This window comes from Mesorhizobium newzealandense (assembly GCF_042682145.1).
GTDB lineage: Bacteria > Pseudomonadota > Alphaproteobacteria > Rhizobiales > Rhizobiaceae > Mesorhizobium > Mesorhizobium newzealandense.
Map to the genome: position 1 here is coordinate 359,130 of NZ_JBHUGZ010000014.1, position 18,418 is coordinate 377,547.

The following is an 18,418-nucleotide window of genomic DNA, read 5'->3' on the forward strand; positions in this document are numbered from 1 at the left end:
AGGAGGTCAATCCGGTCAAATCTGTTCGACAGGCTGGAAATGCACTGCTAGAAGCCCGCGCCACAGACAGGATTCCAGACATTGGCTGAAGACATCGAACAAGCGGTATCCCGCCGCCGCACCTTCGCGATCATCGCGCACCCTGACGCCGGCAAGACGACGCTGACTGAAAAGCTGCTGCTGTTCGGCGGCGCCATCCAGCTTGCCGGCGAGGTCAAGGCCAAGAAGGACAAGATCCAGACCCGGTCCGACTGGATGAAGATCGAGCGCGAGCGCGGTATTTCGGTCGTTACCTCGGTGATGACCTTCGAGTACGAGGACAATGTCTTCAACCTGCTCGACACGCCCGGCCACGAGGATTTCGCCGACGACACCTATCGCACGCTGTCGGCGGTCGACAGCGCGGTCATGGTCATCGATGCCGCCAAGGGCATCGAGCCGCGCACGCTGAAACTGTTCGAGGTCTGCCGGCTGCGCGACATCCCGATCATCACCTTCGTCAACAAGATGGACCGCGAAAGCCGCGACCCGTTCGAGATTTTGGACGAGATCGAGCAGAAGCTGGCGCTGGACACAGCACCCATCACCTGGCCGATCGGCCGCGGCAAGACGTTTTCAGGCACCTATCATCTGGCGCTGAACGCCGTGCGCAGGGGCGACGACGAGAAGGAACGCACGCCGGTCAACGGTCCCGATTCCAACCGCGTCGCCGGGCTGCTGCCCGAGAACGAGCGCGAAGCCTTCATCGAGGAACTGGAACTGGCGCGTGAAGCCTGCCGTCCGCTCGACATCGACGCTTTTCGCGAAGGCCATCTGACGCCGGTCTATTTCGGCTCGGCGCTGCGCAATTATGGCGTCCGCGACCTGATCGAGGCGCTCGGCGCCTTCGGGCCGCCGCCGCGCGCCCAGGAAGCCGACACCCGCAAGGTCGAGGCGACCGAGGACAAGATGACGTCCTTCGTCTTCAAGATCCAGGCCAACATGGACCCCAACCACCGCGACCGCATCGCCTTTGTCCGCGTCTGCTCGGGCAAGCTCGAACGCGGCATGAAGGCGAAATTGGTGCGCACCGGCAAGCCGATGTCGCTGTCGGCGCCGCAGTTCTTCTTTGCCCGCACCCGCGTCACCGCCGACGAGGCCTTTGCCGGCGACGTCGTCGGCATCCCCAACCACGGCACGCTGCGCATCGGCGACACGCTTACCGAGGGTGAGGAAATCCTGTTCCGCGGCGTGCCGAATTTCGCCCCGGAAATCCTGCGCCGTGTCCGCCTCGGCGACGCGATGAAGGCCAAGAAGCTCAAGGAAGCGCTGCACCAGATGGCCGAGGAGGGCGTCGTCCAGCTGTTTTCGCCCGAGGACGGCTCGCCGGCCATCGTCGGCGTCGTCGGCGCCCTGCAACTCGACGTGCTGAAGGAGCGGCTGAACTTCGAATACACGCTACCGGTCGAGTTCGAAATGTCGCGCTTTTCGGTCTGCCGCTGGATCTCGGCCGACGACAAAGCGGAGGTTCTGCGTTTCATCGAGGCGCATCGTGGCGACATCGCCCGCGACCTCGACAATGATCCGGTGTTCCTCGCCCAGCACGCCTTCTCGCTCAATTACGAAGCGGAACGCTGGAAAGCGATCCGCTTCGCCACGATCAAGGACTATCAGGTCCGCGACAAGGCGGCTTGATACGCCGCTCTCCCTTCTCCCCGTTCACGGGGAGAAGGTGCCCGAAGGGCGGATGAGGGGCAGCGCCGACCTCGATGATCAATCTGCTCCAATGAGCCACCCGGCCCGTCGCAGGCTCCGGGCGTTCGAAGCTCGAAAAGCCAAGCAATTGGCTTTTCGTTCGCTGCGCGAACCGCTTCTCACCCCTTTGCTGCCTCTTCGATCTTGGCGATGTCGATCTTGCCCATCTGCATCATCGCCGACATGACCCGGCCAGCCTTGGCCCCGTCCGGATCCTGAAGCAGCCTGGGCAGTTGCTCCGGCACGACCTGCCAGGAGACGCCGAACTTGTCCTTCAGCCAGCCGCATGGGCCGGGCTCGCCGCCGCCCTCCGTGAGCCTGGTCCAGAAATGGTCGACCTCTTCCTGCGTCTTGCAGTCGATCGACTGCGACATCGCCTCGGTGAATTTGTATTGCGGTCCACCATTGAGCGCTTGGAACAGCACGCCGTCGAGCTCGAACGAGGCCACCAGCACTTTGCCTTCATCGGCGTGGCCCTTGGGCCAACGCATCACGCTCAGCACCTTCGAGTTCTTGAAAATGGAGGTGTAAAGGTTCATGGCCTCTTCGGCCTGGCCATCGAACCACAGGCAGGTGGTGATCTTTTGCATGTCGTGCTCCTCGCGCTGTTTCGGTTGCTGATACGGTGAAACGGCTCACTCCGAGAATGGGGTGCCATTCTCTTGCCATTTGTCCAAGGACGGGCGTGCGGCGCGCAATCCGACAGCGGTCTGCAATTTTTTCGCAGAAACCGGTTTTTCGAAGAATCTGGCGCATCGCAAAATTGTGGCCAGACCAGGCTTGCGCGTCTATAACGCCTGCGGTCCGAATTCAGCGCCGCCACGCTCCGCATCGAGCGCAGCCAGCCAGCCAAGGAAAATTCATGCCTGCCTATCGCTCCCGCACCACCACCCATGGCCGGAACATGGCCGGCGCCCGCGGCCTCTGGCGCGCCACCGGTATGAAGGATTCCGATTTCGGCAAGCCGATCATCGCGGTGGTCAACTCCTTCACCCAGTTCGTGCCGGGCCATGTCCACCTGAAGGACCTTGGCCAGTTGGTCGCGCGCGAGATCGAGAAGGCCGGCGGCGTTGCCAAGGAATTCAACACCATCGCCGTCGATGACGGCATCGCCATGGGCCATGACGGCATGCTCTATTCGCTGCCGTCGCGCGAGCTGATCGCCGATTCCGTCGAGTACATGGTCAACGCGCACTGCGCCGACGCCATGGTCTGCATCTCCAATTGCGACAAGATCACGCCCGGCATGCTGATGGCGTCGCTGCGCCTCAACATCCCGACCGTGTTCGTTTCCGGCGGCCCGATGGAAGCCGGCAAGGTGGTGCTGGCCGGCAAGACGCAGGCGCTCGACCTCGTCGACGCCATGGTCGCGGCCGCCGACGACAAAATTTCCGATGAGGACGTCAAGGTCATCGAACGCTCGGCCTGTCCGACCTGCGGCTCCTGCTCCGGCATGTTCACCGCCAATTCGATGAATTGTTTGACCGAGGCGCTGGGGCTCTCGCTGCCCGGCAACGGCTCGACGCTGGCCACACATGCCGACCGCAAGCGGCTGTTTGTCGAGGCCGGCCATCTGATCGTCGATCTCGCCCAGCGCTATTACGAGCAGGACGACGAGACGGCGCTGCCGCGCAACATCGCCTCGAAGGGTGCCTTCGAGAACGCCATGACGCTCGATATCGCCATGGGCGGTTCGACCAACACCGTGCTGCACATTCTCGCCGCCGCGCATGAGGGCGAGATCGACTTCGATCAGGATGACATCGACGCGCTCTCACGCAAGGTGCCGGTGCTGTGCAAGGTGGCTCCCGCCAAGTCCGATGTCCATATGGAAGACGTCCACCGTGCCGGCGGCATTTTTGCCATCCTCGGCCAGCTCGACAATGCCGGCTTGATCAACCGCGACCTGCCGACCGTGCACACGCGCACGCTTGGTGACGCACTCGACCATTGGGATATTTCCCGCTCGACCAGCCAGAGCGTGCGTGATTTCTTCCTCGCCGCACCTGGTGGTGTGCCGACGCAGGTCGCCTTTAGCCAGGACCGCCGCTGGGACGAGCTCGACCTCGACCGCGAAAAGGGTGTCATCCGTTCAGCCCAGCATCCCTTCTCAAAGGATGGCGGCCTTGCCGTGCTGAAAGGCAATCTGGCGCTCGACGGCTGCATCGTGAAGACGGCCGGCGTCGACGAGTCGATCCTGAAGTTCACTGGCCCGGCTCGGGTGTTCGAAAGCCAGGACGCCAGCGTCAAGGCGATCCTGTCCAACGAGATCAAGGCCGGCGATGTCGTCGTCATCCGCTATGAGGGACCGCGCGGCGGCCCCGGCATGCAGGAGATGCTCTATCCGACCAGCTATCTGAAGTCGAAGGGGCTGGGCAAAGCCTGCGCGCTGGTCACCGACGGCCGCTTCTCTGGCGGCACCTCTGGCCTGTCGATCGGCCATGTCTCGCCGGAAGCCGCCGAGGGTGGTTTGATCGGCCTGGTGCAGGAGGGCGACACGGTCGAGATCGACATCCCGAACCGGAGCATCCGTCTCGCCGTCAGCGATGCTGAACTCGCCGCGCGTCGTGCGGCCATGGATGCCAAGGGTACGGCTGCCTGGAAGCCCGAGGAAAAGCGCAAGCGCAAGGTGACGACAGCGTTGCGCGCCTATGCCGCGATGGCGACCAGCGCGGCCAAGGGCGCGGTCAGGTTCGTGCCGGAATAGGGCCCCGCCTTTTCCTTCTCCCCTTGTGGGAGAAGGAAAAGCCGCGCCGGATGGTTCTTTCAAGCGGGATGACGACAGATGGATTTCGACCTTATCGTTCGCGGCGGCACGCTGCCTGATGGCAGGGTCGCCGACATCGGCATCAATGGCGAGACGATCGCGGCGATCGAGCCGAAGCTCGACGTCGCTGCCGGCACGACGATCGATGCCAGTGGCAATCTGGTCTCGCCGCCCTTCGTCGACCCGCATTTCCACATGGATGCAACGCTCTCCTACGGCATTCCGCGCATCAACGCGTCGGGCACGCTGCTCGAAGGCATTTCGCTGTGGGGCGAACTGAAGCCGCTGCTGACGCATGAGGCGGTGCGCGACCGCGCGCTTGCCTATTGCGACTGGGCGGTGTCGATGGGCCTGCTCGCCATCCGCACCCATGTCGATGTCTGCGATGACAGGCTGCTGGCGGTCGAAGCCCTGCTCGAGGTCAAGAAGACGATCGCCCCTTACATCGATCTGCAACTCGTCGCCTTCCCGCAGGACGGGTTCTATCGTTCGCCGACAGCGCGCGAAAACACCATCCGCGCTTTGGACATGGGGGTCGACATCGTCGGTGGCATTCCGCATTTCGAGCGCACCATGGCCGACGGCACGCGCTCGGTGACGGAGCTCTGCGAGATCGCGGCGAGGCGCGGCCTGATGGTCGACCTGCATTGTGACGAGACCGATGATCCGCTGTCGCGTCACATCGAGCAGCTTGCCTATGAGACGCAACGCCTCGGCTTGCAAGGCAAGGTCGCCGGTTCACACCTCACCTCGATGCATTCGATGGACAATTACTATGTTTCGAAATTGCTGCCGCTGATCGCCGAGGCGGGTGTTTCGGCCATTCCCAATCCGCTGATCAACATCATGCTGCAGGGTCGTCACGACACCTTCCCGAAGCGCCGCGGTATGACTCGGGTCAAGGAGATGCAGGCGCTGGGTATCCGCGTTGGCTGGGGCCAGGATTGCGTGCTCGATCCCTGGTATTCGCTCGGCACCGCCGACATGCTCGACGTTGCCTTCATGGGCCTGCACGTGGCCCAGATGTCGAGCCCGGCCGACATGGCGCGCTGCTTCGACATGGTCACTAATGTCAACGCGTCGATCATGGGGCTCGATCATCTCGGCCTGGCGGTCGGCAAGCGCGCCAGCCTGGTCATCCTCGATGCCGGCAATCCGATCGAGGCCTTGCGCCTGCGCGCCGAGCGCCTGTGCGTCATCGCCAGGGGCAAGGTGGTGGCGGAGCGGACGAGGCAGGATACCAGGCTTTCCATTCCGGGCAGGCCAGGCCTGGTGAACCGCAGGCACCGGACGCCGCATCAGGCCCAATAGAACAGGCCAGACCCAGCCGATTCCCGGTTCTGGCCTTGCCGATTTCCGGATTTCTCCTCGTCAAAGCAGCCGCTTCCGTCTACGACGCGGCTACGCAGGGGAGGAATCGGGATCGGCATGACGCAGCCCGTGGCGCAGAATTCGACCATCAGGAACGTGCTTCTGGCCGGCATTCTGCTGATGCTGGCCGGCGACTTCCTGTTTGCCCTGAACGACGCGATGGGCAAGTGGCTGGTCGCCAGCTTCTCCGTTGGCCAGGTGGTGCTGATCCGATCCATCGGCGCCTTCTTCGTGCTTGGCCCGATGATCGCCCATCAGGGCACGGCCAAGCTGTTTCGCATGGAACGCCTCGAACTGCAGCTGCTGCGCGTGGTGATGACCACGCTCGACACCGCGTTGTTCTACGCCGCCGTCGTCTACCTGCCGCTTGCCGACGTGATGAGCTTCTACATGGCCGGACCGATCTATGTCGCGGCACTCTCGCATTTGCTGCTTGGCGAAAAGGTCGGCTGGCGCCGCTGGGTGGCGATCCTGCTCGGCTTTTGCGGCGTGGTGATCATGCTGAAACCGTCCTCGGCGGCGTTCTCGCTGTCATCGAGTTTCGCACTCGCCGGCAGCATTGCCTTCGCCTTCGCCATCATCCTCAACCGGCGGCTGCGCGGCACCAGCGACACCAATCTGGTGACATGGCAGACCATCGGCACGATGGTGGTCGGCGGTGTGCTGACCATCGGCGCCTGGCAGACGCCGTCAGCGCTCGATTTCGGCGCCATGCTGCTGCTCGGCATCGTCTCTTGTGGCGCGCATCTGATGATCACCAGGGCGCTCAAGCTGGCGCCGGCCTCGACACTGGCGCCGTTGCACTACACGCTGCTTCTGTGGGCGGTGGTGTTTGGACTGGTGTTCTTTGGCGATGTTCCAGGCCCGCGCATCCTGATCGGCTCGGGCATCGTCGTTCTCGCCGGCCTCTTCATCTTCCACCGCCAGAAAGTGGTCGACACCACGGTGCCGCCGGAAAACGTGCCGAAGGGTGTGAATTAGGGTCCAGATTTCTGGTACCTAACCCCGGCACACCGCAGCAAGGTGCCGTGAAAACTCCGGCGTCTCCATCAGGGCCTTGCAGCGGGCAAACCGCCCGTCGGCATAGGCGCGGAAATCGTCGACCGGGTTGTTGTTGGCAAGCTGGATCAGCCCCCACAGCGTCCACAGCAGGTCGCACATCGCCTTGTAGATGACGATGCGGCCGCGCTCGTCCGGCCTGGCCTCACCGCCGAAATAGGCGCGCATCATCTCTTCGTCCTGCGCCGTGTCGAATTTTCCTTCCACGCTGAGGTCGCCAAGGTCCCAGAGCGGATCGTTCATGCCCGAATATTCCCAGTCGACGATCCACATCCTGTCGCCCGCATCGAGAAAGTTCTCGCACAGTGGATCGCAGTGACAGGCGGCGAGGGGCAGGGGATGGACGGCAAGCGCCAATCGAACGCTCTCGGCTTCGCGCACCACGTCGTGATAGCCGGCCGGCAGGGCGACATCCTTGGTCGACAGCACCTTGAGATAATCGTCGATCATCGCGAACAGTTCGAAGCGGAACGGAAACACCGCGCCTGACTTGTGCAGCTTACGAAAGGCCTCGCCGGCGCGCTCCGGGCTGCCGGGTCGAACCTTGAATTTTTCCGGCGACATCGTCTCGGCGCCAGCGATGAAGCGCGTCACCATGATCCCGGTGCCGGGGTCGACATGCAGCACCTCGGGACTGACCCCCGCCTTCGCCGCTTCGCGCGCCGCCACCGCTTCGTTGGCGCGGTTGATGTATTCCTCGGTGCCCTTGCCAGGGATGCGCAGGCAGAACTCGCCAGCCTTGAAAACCAGATTGGTGAGGCCGCCGAGCCGTTCGAGCGGCCCGGTGTAGTCGGCCAGCATGGGAATGGCGGCAAGTGCTACACGTGCCTCGTCTGTCATCATGCCGGCCGCCCCCTTGGCTTGTTATTTCTTGCGATAACGGTTCCACAGTTTTCGCCGTTTGGCTATCATCCGATAGTGGCGAACAGCGAGCTGGCGGAGAAACAGCGATGGCGGACGGCAAGGATCATGGCGGCCTCGGCGCTGCCTACGCGGCGAAACGGCCCGAGGACGTGGCCGCGATCTACGATCGCTGGGCGCAGACCTATGACGCCGACATGTCGGCCGCCGGTTACCGCCATCCGACGATCTGCCTTGCCTTGCTGGCCCGCCATCTGCCGCGCGGTGCCGCACCGCTGCTTGATGCCGGCGCGGGCACCGGGCTCATCGGCGAATGGTTGAACATTGCCGGCTATCCCCAGGTCGAGGCGCTCGACATTTCTGAAGGCATGCTGGCCCAGGCGGCCCGCAAAGGGGTCTATTCGGCGCTTCATTGCCTGGCGCTCGGCGGCAAGTTGCCCTTTGCCGACGATGCCTATGCCGGCATCATTTCGGCCGGCGTCTTCACCTCCGGCCATGTCGGCACTGAGGGGCTGGACGAGCTGATCCGTATCTGCCGGCCGGGCGGCATCATCGTGTTGACGGTCAAGAACACGCTGTGGGATGCCGGTTTTGCCGCGCGCATTGCCGAACTCGAGGCGAAAGGTCTGGTCACCCGCGTCGAGGAAACGCGTCCTTACGTCTCCATGCCGGGCGAGGCCGACACCGTGCCCAGCCGCGGTCTCGCTTTGCGCGTCACCTGATCTACGCTTTGACCCTGGCGGCTGCCGGGTCGTACATCGGCTCGATATGGATTTTGGCCGGCGTCCGCTCCATCGCCACAACCAGCTCGTAGTCGCCCGAGGCGAGAAAATCGTCGCTCACCCCATCGGCGTTGCGCACGTAGCCGTAGCCGATGTTCCGGTCCACCGTGTAGCCATAGCCGCCGCTTGTGAGATAGCCGACCGGCTCGCCGTTGCGCAGGATGGTCTCACGGCCGAGCAGCACGATCTCCGGATCATCGACCGTGAAGCCGGCAAAGCGCTTCTTCAATGCCGCGCCGCTGATCGTCTCAAGCGCACGCCGTCCAACGAAATCCGTGTTCTTGCGCAGCTTGACCGCCCAGCCGAGGCCGGCTTCGTGCGGCGTGTCGTTGGGCGTGATGTCGGAGCCCCAGGCGCGGTAGCCCTTTTCCAACCGCAGCGATTCCAGCGCCCGATAGCCAACGGGTCGAATGCGGTGTTTCCCGCCGGCCGACATCAGCGCGTCAAAGACTTCGCCTGTCGCCGCGATCGGCACATGCAGTTCCCAGCCGAGTTCGCCGACATAGGTGACACGCAGCGCCCGCACTGTATGGCCGGCGATGACAATCTCGCGCACATGGCCGAACGGGAATGCCGCGTTCGACACGTCCGTTTCGGTCACGGCCGAAAGCACGTCGCGGGCCCGAGGACCCATCAGCGACAGCGTGCCGAAATCCTCGGTGACATCGACAAGCGTGGCCTTGAGCCCGTCGCCGATATGGTCACCGATCCATGACAGATCATGCGTGCGGAACCCGGTGCCGGTGACGATGTAGAACTTCTCCTCGGCCAGCCGCGCTACGGTCAGATCGGCCTCGATGCCGCCGCGCGTGTTGAGAAGCTGCGTGTAGGTCAGCCGGCCGACCGGCTTGTTGACATCGTTGGCGCAGATCCAGTCCAGCGCCTTCAGCACATCAGGTCCGCTCAGCTCATATTTGGCGAAGGAGGATTGGTCGAAGATGCCGACCTTTTCGCGCACGTGCCGGTGCTCGTCGCCGACCGCTGCGAACCAGTTCTGGCGCCCCATCGAATAGACGTCGTTCGGCTCGATGCCTTCTGGCGCGAACCAGTTCGGCCGTTCCCAGCCGAGCTTCGAGCCGAACACGGCGCGCTGCTGTTTCAGTCGATCGTAGAGTGGCGAGACGATGTGGGGTCGTCCGCTGGCGTACTCCTCATGTGGGAAGCCGATCGTATAGTGCTTGCCATATGCTTCCAGCGTGCGGTCGCAGACCCACTGCCGGTCGCGGTGCAGGTTGGAAAAACGCCTGATGTCGACGACCCACAGGTCGAGCGGCGCTTCGCCGTCGACCACCCACTGCGCCAGCACCCAACCGGCGCCGCCACCCGACGCGATGCCGAAGGCGTTGAAGCCGGCGCCGACGAACATGTTGGCGCATTCGGGTGCTGCACCAAGGATGAAATTGCCGTCCGGCGTAAAGCTCTCCGGCCCGTTGATCATCTGCTTGACGCCGACGGTTTCCAGCGCCGGCACGCGCGCCATCGCTTGGCGCATGTGCTGCTCGAAATGGTCGTAGTCGTCGTCGAACAGCCGGAACTCCCAATCATCGGGCACATCGCCGGTCGTCCACGCCTGCGGGTTCGGCTCATAGCCGCCCATCACCAGTCCGCCGACCTCTTCCTTGAAATAGGTGCGCCGGTCCGGGTCGCGAATGGTCGGCGCGTCGGTCGCCAGTCCGTCGATCTTCTCGGTGATGATGTACTGGTGTTTCACCGGCTGCAGCGGCACGTTGATGCCGGCCATGGCGCCGACCTGCCGCGCCCATTGCCCGGCGCAGTTGACCACCTTGTCGCAGGCGATGTCGCCCTTGCTGGTCTTCACCACCGTGATGCGGCCATCCTTCATCTCGAAGCCGGAGACGCGCACATCCTCGAACAGTTTGGCGCCATGCATGCGCGCGCCCTTGGCCAGCGACTGCGTGATGTCGGAGGGGCTCGCCTGGCCATCGGTCGGCAGCCAGGAAGCGCCGACGAGATCGCCGGTTTCCAGCAGCGGCCACATCGCCTTGACCTCCGCCGCCGACAGCAATTGCATGTCCATGCCGAAGCTTTTTGCCGTCGTCGCCAGCCTCCTGTATTCGGTCCAGCGGTCGGCATTGGTGGCGAGCCGCAGGCAGCCGGTCATCTTCCAGCCGGTGGCAAGGCCGGTTTCGGCCTCCAGCCCCTTGTAGAGGTCGACGGAGTATTTGAGCACGCGGGTGATCGAGGCGGACGAGCGCAGCTGGCCAACCAGGCCGGCGGCGTGCCAGGTCGAGCCCGAGGTCAGCTTGCCCTGTTCGAGCAACACCACGTCGGCCTTGTGGTCGCGCGCCAGGTGATAGGCCGTCGAACAGCCGATGATGCCACCACCGATGACGACGATGGCGGCCTGGCTGGGCAATGTCATGATTTTTGTATCCCGTATTTTGTTCTGTAGTTTTCCAGCGCCGCATCGAGCCGCGTCAGGTTTTCCTCGGTGTAGGCGACGTAGTCGATGCCGGGCGCGTCGAGGTAGAGTTCGGACACCATGCTCCACATCGCCTCGCGCAGCAGCGAGGCGCATTGCATGGCTGCATGCGAGCGGCGGATCGCCCCGTCCGGCTCCTTCATGAAATAGGCGGTCAGGAATGCGAAGGATTCCTCGTCGCTCATGCCGGCATTCGAGGCGACGCCGGCGAGATCGAACATCGCCGTGTTGAAGCCGGCATACTCGAAGTCGATCAGCCACAGCCTGTTGCCGTCGTCGAGAATATTGGCCGGCAAAAGATCATTGTGGCCGAACACGATTGGCAGCAATTTCTGCGCGCGCTCCAGTTCGTCGGCCAGCGCCAGCAGGCGGGGCAATTCGCTGCGCTTGCGGCTGTCGCCCTCTTCAAGCGTGCGCGCATAGTCGCGAATGACATGGAACACCCAGAACATGAAGCCGGCGCCGGAGACGTGATTGGGCATCTCCCGGTGGAAGCCGCGCATCAGGGCGGCGACGCGGCCAAGATTGGCGCGCACGTCCTCGGCGAGATAGGTTTTGGCGCCAAGGAATTCCGTCACCAGGATGCCCGGTTCGGCATGGAGGACGGCGGGCGCGAAACCGGCGGCATGTGCCGCCCGCGCGGTCATCACCTCGCGCTCGCGAAAGACGTGATGGAACGGATAGTCCTGGCCGAAGCGCACGACGTGCTTTCCGGCGGCGTCCTCGACCACATAATTGGCATTGCTCAGGCCGCCGGGCAGCGGCGCGATCTCGATGCCGCCGGTCCAGCAGGGCAGGGCGCGGATGCGATCCTCGGCGGTCATGCAATCATTCCTGGTTTGCTGCTGGGCTTCGACAAGGCGCCATGGACAGCGCGACGACAGCGGGGAGAAACGCAAAAAATCTCGTCGGTGCGGGACGCCAGGATTGGTATCCCGCACCGCACCGACGAGCCCCTTGGCCAGGTTTTTGACCCCGCCATCCGCCCCCGCGGATCTGAAAATTCCTTGCACCAGGCACGTTCCAGACCGCCTGGTCAGTGAGTTGCGGCTCTGCCATCACCCTCCCGTTGCAGCTCCGAACCCCTGTTTGGATTTGGATTTCACGCCAAGGTTGCCCGGCTGTCAACAAAAATATGTGACTTTTTTTGGGTATTTTGCCCGAAAGCATGGGCGCTGCCTTTAAAAGCAATTGAATTACCTTAGAATCGGTCAAAAGGCTAAGTCGGGGAACCAAATGACCCATTCGAAACGACACGGCGAGATCCTGCGGCTGCTGCAGGAAGAGGGGACCGTCACCATCGCAAGTCTGGCCGACCGGCTGGGCGTTTCACTCGAGACCGTGCGCCGTGACGTCAAGCCGCTCACCGGTGATGGCTCAGTCCTCAAGATGCATGGCGCCATCGGCCTGCCGTCGATGATCGGCGAAGCGCCGTTCGAACGGCGCATGCGCGACAATGCCGACGCCAAGCGCCTCATTGCCCGGATGGTCGCCGCCACCATTCGCGACGGTGAATCAATCATGCTCGATACCGGCACGACGACCTCTTTCCTGGCCCGCGAGCTGCTCGGCCACCGCCGCCTGACGGTCGTCACCAACTCGTCGGACATCGCCCGCACGCTGGCCACCGTCAATGGCAACAAGGTCTACATGGCAGGTGGCGAATTGCGCAGCGATTCAGGCGCTGCCTTCGGCGCCTCGGCCATAGACTTCGTCAGCCGTTTCTCGGTCAGCCATGCCATCATCTCCACCGGCGCCGTCGATGCGGTGATGGGCGTCATGGACTACGATCTGGAAGAGGCCGAGTTCGCCCGCATGGTGCTGTCGCGCGGCCAGCGTTCGCTCGTCATCACCGATCACAGCAAGTTCGGCCGCCTGGGCCTGGTCCAGGTCTGCGGCTTTGACGGCTTTTCCGAACTCGCCACCGACCGGTCGCCATCGCGCGACATTGCCGCCGCGCTTGCGCAGGCCGGCGCTCGCCTCAGCATCGCCGGCGGCGAAGCCGGATTCTAGTTCGGTTCATCGTTTCGCGCTTGCGGAAATGCGGCACCGGTCGCCAGGCACGGGATAAGCTCTGCCGTCGGCTTTCCTTCCCCTGCGCGCCGGTGTTTAGTCCGGCCATGGCCTTCACCATCCGCCAGTTGCAGTTCTTCATCGCCGTCGCCGAGCAAGGCACGGTGTCGGGCGCCGCTCAGAACCTCTCGATCTCGCAGTCGTCGGTCACCGAAGCGATCAAGGAGCTCGAAAGCGATCTCGGCGTCGAACTGTTCGAACGCCATCCGCGCGGCCTGAACATCACCCACAAGGGCCACCAGTTCCTGCGCCATGCGACAAAAATCCTTGCCGACGTTTCCGACGCCCGCCGCTCTTTCTCCGGCGAACAGGCAGCGGTCGGCGGCCGGCTGCAACTCGGCGTGACCTCGCTGGTCGCCGGCTATGTACTGTCGGATCTGCTGGCCCGCTACCGCCGCGCCTACCCCGGCGTCGAAGTCTCTGCCATCGAGGACAATGGCGACTACCTCGAACATCTCTTGATCGGCGGCAAGCTGGACATCGCCGTGATGGTGACGTCCAACCTGCGCGACCGCACGGCGCTGCAATCGGAAATCCTCGAGGTCTCGGCCTATCGCCTGTGGCTGCCGCTTGGCCATCCGCTGGCTGGCGCCGACATCATCGGCATTGGCGACATCGCCGGCGAGCCGCTGATCATGCTCACCGTCGACGAGATCGAGGAGAACACGGGAAAACTGTTGGCGGCGATCGGCGCCAAGCCGCATGTCGCCTTCCGCACTCGTTCCGTGGAAGCGGTGCGCAGTCTCGTCGCCACCGGCGCCGGCGTGGCACTGCTGCCCGACCTCGTCTACCGGCCCTGGTCGCTGGAAGGCGACCGCATCGAATCGCGCGACATTTCCGGCTCCTTGCCGGTGGTCCAGGTCGGCATGGTGTGGCGGCGCGGCTCCGGCCTGCCGCAGGCGTCACGTGATTTCATCGGCCTGGCCCAGTCGCAACGGACGGTCCGTCAGCGTCCCTGATGGGTCAGTCGCCGATCTATCGGAAAAACCGATATCGCCTTTCTGATAAATGAATTTGCGAAACCGGAATTTTCAAAGCACCTTCAGGTTCAGGGACCAAAGTCGCCACCAGAGCGACATGCGTCCAACGGACGAACTGACAGTTTTTCAGTCCGCGCGTGACCCCTAGCGAAGACCGAAACCGGCTTTCGGGGTCAGGCGCCAAAATGGGAGATCGATGATGAATTCATTCCTGAAGTCATGCACTGCTTTGACGGTCGCGCTGACCTTCTCCGGCCAGGCTGTCGCCCAGGTCAAGGAACTTGGCAAGGGCGAAGGCCAGGTCAACATCGTTGCCTGGCCGGGCTACATCGAACGCGGCGAAACCGACAAGGGCTATGACTGGGTGACTTCCTTCGAGAAGGAGACCGGCTGCAAGGTCAACGTCAAGACCGCCAACACCTCCGACGAGATGGTCTCTCTGATGAACGAGGGTGGCTTCGACCTCGTCACCGCTTCGGGCGATGCGTCGCTGCGCCTCGTTGCCGGCAAGCGAGTGCAGCCGATCAACACCGATCTCATCCCGAGCTGGAAGACGGTCGACGACCGCCTGAAGGACGCCCCGTGGTTCACCATCGGCGGCGTCCACTACGGCGTTCCCTACCAGTGGGGTCCGAACATCCTGATGTACAACACCGAGGTGTTCAAGGAAGCGCCGAAGAGCTGGAACGTGGTCTTCGAGGAAATGAACCTGCCGGACGGCAAGTCCAACAAGGGTCGCGTCCAGGCCTATGACGGCCCGATCCACATCGCCGACGCTGCCAACTATCTGATGTTCCACAAGCCGGAACTCGGCATCAAGGATCCCTATGAACTGAACGAGGACCAGTACAAGGCAGCGCTCGACCTGCTGCGCGTCCAGCGCACCCTGGTCGGCCGCTACTGGCACGATGCCGCCATCCAGGTAGATGATTTCCAGAACGAGGGCGTCGTCGCCTCGGGCTCCTGGCCGTATCAGGTCAATGCGCTGGTCGCCGCCAAGAAACCGGTCGCGTCGACCGTGCCGGAAGAAGGCGTCACCGGCTGGGCCGACACCACCATGATGGAGGCCGACTCCGCCAATCCGAACTGCGCCTACATGTGGCTGGAGCACTCGCTGTCGCCGAAAGTGCAGGGCGATGTCTCGGCCTGGTTCGGTTCGCTGCCGGTCGTGCCCGCCGCCTGCAAGGGCAACGAGCTGTTGACTGACGAAGGCTGCAAGACCAACGGCTACGACAATTTCGAGAAGATCAAGTTCTGGAAGACGCCGGTGTCGAAATGCGCCAGCCAGAACGACCAATGCGTGCCTTATTACCGCTGGGTGTCGGACTATATCGGCGTCATCGGCGGTAGGTGAGTGCCCTTACCCTCCCCCTTGTGGGGAGGGTTGACGCGCAGCGTCGGGGTGGGGGTAGCTTTTGCGATCACCCTCACCCGCGGCTTCGCCGCGACCTCCCCCATCGAGGGGGAGGTGAGCTGGCGCGCGAACTCACCATCCCGGCCCTGATTTGCAGACGAGGGTGATCGACAGAACTAAACCGGCAACAGACTGACAGCCCATGACATCAGCCGTCTCCTTCCGACAAGTCTCGCGCCATTTCGGCAGCGTTCGCGCCGTCGACGCGGTCGATCTCGACATCGTGCCGGGCGAGTTCTTCGCCATGCTCGGGCCGTCGGGTTCCGGCAAGACCACGTGCCTGCGCCTCATCGCCGGTTTCGAGCAGCCGACCTCGGGCTCGATCGCGATCTTCGGCGAACGCGCCGAGGGTGTGCCGCCCTATCGCCGCAACGTCAACACCGTGTTCCAGGACTATGCGCTGTTCCCGCATCTGAATGTGCTCGACAACGTCGCCTACGGGCTGATGGTCAAGGGCGTCGGCAAGGCTGAACGGCACAAGGCGGCGGAAGAGGCGCTGTCGCTGGTGCGGCTGCCCGGCTATGGCGCCCGCCGCCCCGGCCAGCTTTCCGGTGGTCAGCGCCAGCGCGTCGCGCTCGCCCGCGCACTGGTCAACCAGCCCAAGGTGCTGCTGCTCGACGAGCCGCTCGGCGCCCTCGACCTGAAACTGCGCGAGAACATGCAGGAGGAGCTGAAGTCGCTGCAGAAGGCGCTCGGCATCACCTTCGTGTTCGTCACCCACGACCAGGGCGAGGCGCTGTCGATGGCCGACCGCGTCGCCGTCTTCAACGACGGCAAGATCATGCAGATCGGCACGCCGGAGGATATCTACCAGCGGCCGAAGACCCGCTTCGTCGCCGATTTCGTCGGTTCCTCCAACGTGCTGCCGCCGGATTTCGTCCAGCGCTATTCCGGCCAGCATCGCTGGGGCAGTCTGCGCCCTGAATCCATTCGCGTCGGTCGCGCGGCAAGTGGCGAAGGCGTTTCCGCCCGCCTCGTCTCGACCAACTATCTCGGCGCCACGACAAGACTGGCGCTCGATGCCGACGGATTGAAGCTGCACGCCATCGTGCCGGCCGGCACTGCCTTGCCTGGGGAAGGCGAGGCGGTCGTGCTCACCTTCAACCGCGAGCACCTGCACCTGATGGACGAGCCGGCATGAGCCTCGACGCCGCCATGCCACGCGCCACGGCGCCCGCCATCCTGCCGGGCAGCGGCGGCCTGCGCGGCGCTCTGTCGGATTTGTTCTGGCGCAGACCCAAGGTCTTGCTGTTGCTGATGCTGCTGCCGCCTGTAATGTGGCTCGGCATCGTCTATATCGGCTCGCTGTTCGCGCTGCTGGCGCAGAGCTTTTTTTCCATCGACGAGTACTCCGGGCTGATCAACCGTGAGTTCACGCTGAAGACCTACGGCGACCTGTTCCAGGCGGCCAATCTCGACATCATCCTGCGCACGGTGACGATGGCGGCCCTCGTCACGTTGGCCTCGGCGATCATCGCCTTTCCCATTGCCTACTACGCGGCTCGCTATGCCCGCGGACGCTGGAAGGCGCTGTTCTATCTCGGCATCATGCTGCCGCTGTGGTCGAGTTATCTGGTCAAGATCTACGCCTGGAAGCTGATCCTGGCCAAGGAAGGCATCCTCACCTGGCTGTTCGGCAAGCTGCATCTGCAATGGCTGATTGACGCCTGGCTGTCGCTGCCGGTCGTCGGCGGCAACTCGCTGTCGGTGTCGTTCACCGGCACCTTCATCGTCTTCGTCTATGTCTGGCTGCCGTTCATGATCCTGCCGGTACAGGCGGCCCTCGAGCGCGTGCCCGGCAATCTGGTCGAGGCCTCGTCCGATCTAGGGGCTTCGCCGGGACAGACCTTCCGCAACGTCCTGTTCCCGCTGGCGCTGCCCGGCATCGTCGCCGGTTCGATCTTCACCTTCTCGCTGACGCTCGGCGACTACATCATTCCGCAGATCATCGGCACCTCGCGCCTGTTCATCGGCCAGGCGGTCTATTCGCAGCAAGGCACCGCCGGCAACATCCCGCTCGCCGCCGCCTTCACCGTCGTGCCGATCGTCATCATGGGTTTCTACCTCTGGGGCGCCAAGCGCATGGGAGCCTTCGATGCGCTCTGATGGCTCTCGGTCGGCTCCGCTAGGCCTGAAGGTCGCTGCTGCCTGCGGGCTGCTGTTTCTGCATCTGCCGATCCTGCTGATCTTCGTCTACGCCTTCACGACGGAGGAAAAGAGCTTCGTCTGGCCGCCGCCCGGGCTGACGACGCAGTGGTTCGCCGTTACCTGGAACCGGCCGGATGTCTGGCAGGCGCTGTCGCTGTCGGTCAGGGTTGCCGCGATCTCGACGGCGATCGCGCTGATCCTCGGCACGCTCTGTTCGGCGGCGGTGTCGCGGACCAAATTCTTCGGCCGCGAAACCATCTCGCTGCTGGTCATCCTGCCGATCGCGTTGCCCGGCATCATCACCGGCATTGCACTGCGCTCGGCCTTTTCGCTGGCCGACATCCCGTTCTCGTTCTGGACGATCGTGCTCGGCCACGCCACCTTCTGCGTCGTCGTCGTCTACAACAACGCCGTCGCCCGTTTCCGCCGCACCTCGGGTTCGATGATCGAGGCATCGATGGATCTCGGGGCCGATGGCTTCCAGACATTTAGGCATGTCGTGCTGCCCAACATCGCCACCGCGCTGCTCGCCGGCGGCATGCTGGCCTTCGCGCTGTCATTCGACGAGGTCATCGTCACCACCTTCACCGCCGGCCGGCAGCAGACGTTGCCGATCTGGATGCTGGAAGAGCTGATCCGGCCGCGCCAGCGTCCGGTCACCAATGTCGTCGCGATGGTAGTCGTGCTGGTGACGCTGCTGCCGATTCTCGCTGCTTATTACCTGACCCGCGATGGCGACCAGATCGCCGGTTCGGGCAAATAAGATTCAAGAGTTCATAAGGGAGA

General features: G+C 63.6%; 15 protein-coding genes. 11 read left to right on the forward strand and 4 right to left on the reverse strand.

Annotated elements, in window-relative coordinates; all coding sequences use genetic code 11:
- Positions 1-81 precede the first annotated feature (81 nt).
- On the forward strand, positions 82-1,674 hold the full coding sequence (locus tag ACFSOZ_RS22315) for a peptide chain release factor 3 (RefSeq protein ID WP_379101569.1): 1,593 nt from the start codon (positions 82-84) through the stop codon (positions 1,672-1,674).
- 179 nt (positions 1,675-1,853) lie between these two features.
- Here the strand turns inward: ACFSOZ_RS22315 and ACFSOZ_RS22320 are convergent, their stop codons facing one another.
- Positions 1,854-2,324, reverse strand: coding sequence for a VOC family protein (locus ACFSOZ_RS22320; RefSeq protein WP_379101571.1), 471 nt, complete (start codon positions 2,322-2,324; stop codon positions 1,854-1,856).
- 272 nt (positions 2,325-2,596) lie between these two features.
- On the opposite strand from ACFSOZ_RS22320, the gene ilvD reads away from it, so the two are divergent.
- The 3 genes from ilvD to ACFSOZ_RS22335 all read left to right on the forward strand — a co-directional run bounded on the left by ilvD (position 2,597) and on the right by ACFSOZ_RS22335 (position 6,853).
- Entirely contained in the window at positions 2,597-4,441 is a 1,845-nt protein-coding gene (gene ilvD / locus ACFSOZ_RS22325; RefSeq protein WP_379101573.1) for a dihydroxy-acid dehydratase, read from the forward strand.
- Positions 4,442-4,519: 78 nt separating this feature from the next.
- The gene (locus ACFSOZ_RS22330; RefSeq protein ID WP_379101575.1) at positions 4,520-5,812 is read left to right on the forward strand and encodes an amidohydrolase family protein; all 1,293 of its coding nucleotides are present in this window, start codon (positions 4,520-4,522) and stop codon (positions 5,810-5,812) included.
- A 117-nt stretch (positions 5,813-5,929) separates the two neighbouring features.
- Positions 5,930-6,853, forward strand: a complete 924-nt coding sequence (locus ACFSOZ_RS22335) for a DMT family transporter (protein WP_379101577.1) — start codon at positions 5,930-5,932, stop codon at positions 6,851-6,853.
- An 18-nt stretch (positions 6,854-6,871) separates the two neighbouring features.
- On the opposite strand, the gene ACFSOZ_RS22340 is transcribed toward ACFSOZ_RS22335, so the two are convergent.
- Positions 6,872-7,774: a phosphotransferase gene (locus tag ACFSOZ_RS22340; protein WP_379101579.1), complete on the reverse strand. Its 903-nt coding sequence runs from the start codon at positions 7,772-7,774 to the stop codon at positions 6,872-6,874.
- 107 nt (positions 7,775-7,881) lie between these two features.
- Between ACFSOZ_RS22340 and ACFSOZ_RS22345 the strand changes: the two genes are divergently transcribed.
- Positions 7,882-8,514 carry a class I SAM-dependent DNA methyltransferase gene (locus ACFSOZ_RS22345; protein WP_379101581.1) on the forward strand — a complete coding sequence of 211 codons (633 nt, stop codon included), beginning with the start codon at positions 7,882-7,884 and terminating at the stop codon, positions 8,512-8,514.
- Position 8,515: 1 nt separating this feature from the next.
- Here ACFSOZ_RS22345 and ACFSOZ_RS22350 read toward each other — a convergent pair whose 3' ends face one another.
- Entirely contained in the window at positions 8,516-10,957 is a 2,442-nt protein-coding gene (locus ACFSOZ_RS22350; protein WP_379101583.1) for a GcvT family protein, read from the reverse strand.
- Complete coding sequence (locus tag ACFSOZ_RS22355) at positions 10,954-11,841, reverse strand: phosphotransferase (RefSeq protein WP_379101585.1); 888 nt, start codon at positions 11,839-11,841, stop codon at positions 10,954-10,956. Before ACFSOZ_RS22355 ends, ACFSOZ_RS22350 begins: the two co-directional genes overlap by 4 nt.
- A gap of 412 nt (positions 11,842-12,253) precedes the next feature.
- On the opposite strand from ACFSOZ_RS22355, the gene ACFSOZ_RS22360 reads away from it, so the two are divergent.
- From ACFSOZ_RS22360 to ACFSOZ_RS22385, 6 genes are all read left to right on the forward strand, one after another.
- Positions 12,254-13,030, forward strand: coding sequence for a DeoR/GlpR family DNA-binding transcription regulator (locus ACFSOZ_RS22360; protein WP_379101587.1), 777 nt, complete (start codon positions 12,254-12,256; stop codon positions 13,028-13,030).
- Positions 13,031-13,137: 107 nt separating this feature from the next.
- Positions 13,138-14,049, forward strand: a complete 912-nt coding sequence (locus ACFSOZ_RS22365) for a LysR family transcriptional regulator (protein WP_379101589.1) — start codon at positions 13,138-13,140, stop codon at positions 14,047-14,049.
- A 220-nt stretch (positions 14,050-14,269) separates the two neighbouring features.
- Complete coding sequence (locus ACFSOZ_RS22370) at positions 14,270-15,424, forward strand: ABC transporter substrate-binding protein (RefSeq protein ID WP_379101590.1); 1,155 nt, start codon at positions 14,270-14,272, stop codon at positions 15,422-15,424.
- A gap of 202 nt (positions 15,425-15,626) precedes the next feature.
- On the forward strand, positions 15,627-16,625 hold the full coding sequence (locus ACFSOZ_RS22375) for an ABC transporter ATP-binding protein (RefSeq protein ID WP_379101592.1): 999 nt from the start codon (positions 15,627-15,629) through the stop codon (positions 16,623-16,625).
- Positions 16,622-17,590 (forward strand): ABC transporter permease, encoded by a 969-nt coding sequence (locus tag ACFSOZ_RS22380; protein ID WP_379101594.1) that lies wholly within the window; start codon positions 16,622-16,624, stop codon positions 17,588-17,590. The genes ACFSOZ_RS22375 and ACFSOZ_RS22380 overlap by 4 nt, the downstream gene beginning before the upstream one ends.
- On the forward strand, positions 17,580-18,395 hold the full coding sequence (locus tag ACFSOZ_RS22385) for an ABC transporter permease (protein ID WP_379101596.1): 816 nt from the start codon (positions 17,580-17,582) through the stop codon (positions 18,393-18,395). Before ACFSOZ_RS22380 ends, ACFSOZ_RS22385 begins: the two co-directional genes overlap by 11 nt.
- Positions 18,396-18,418 lie beyond the last annotated feature (23 nt).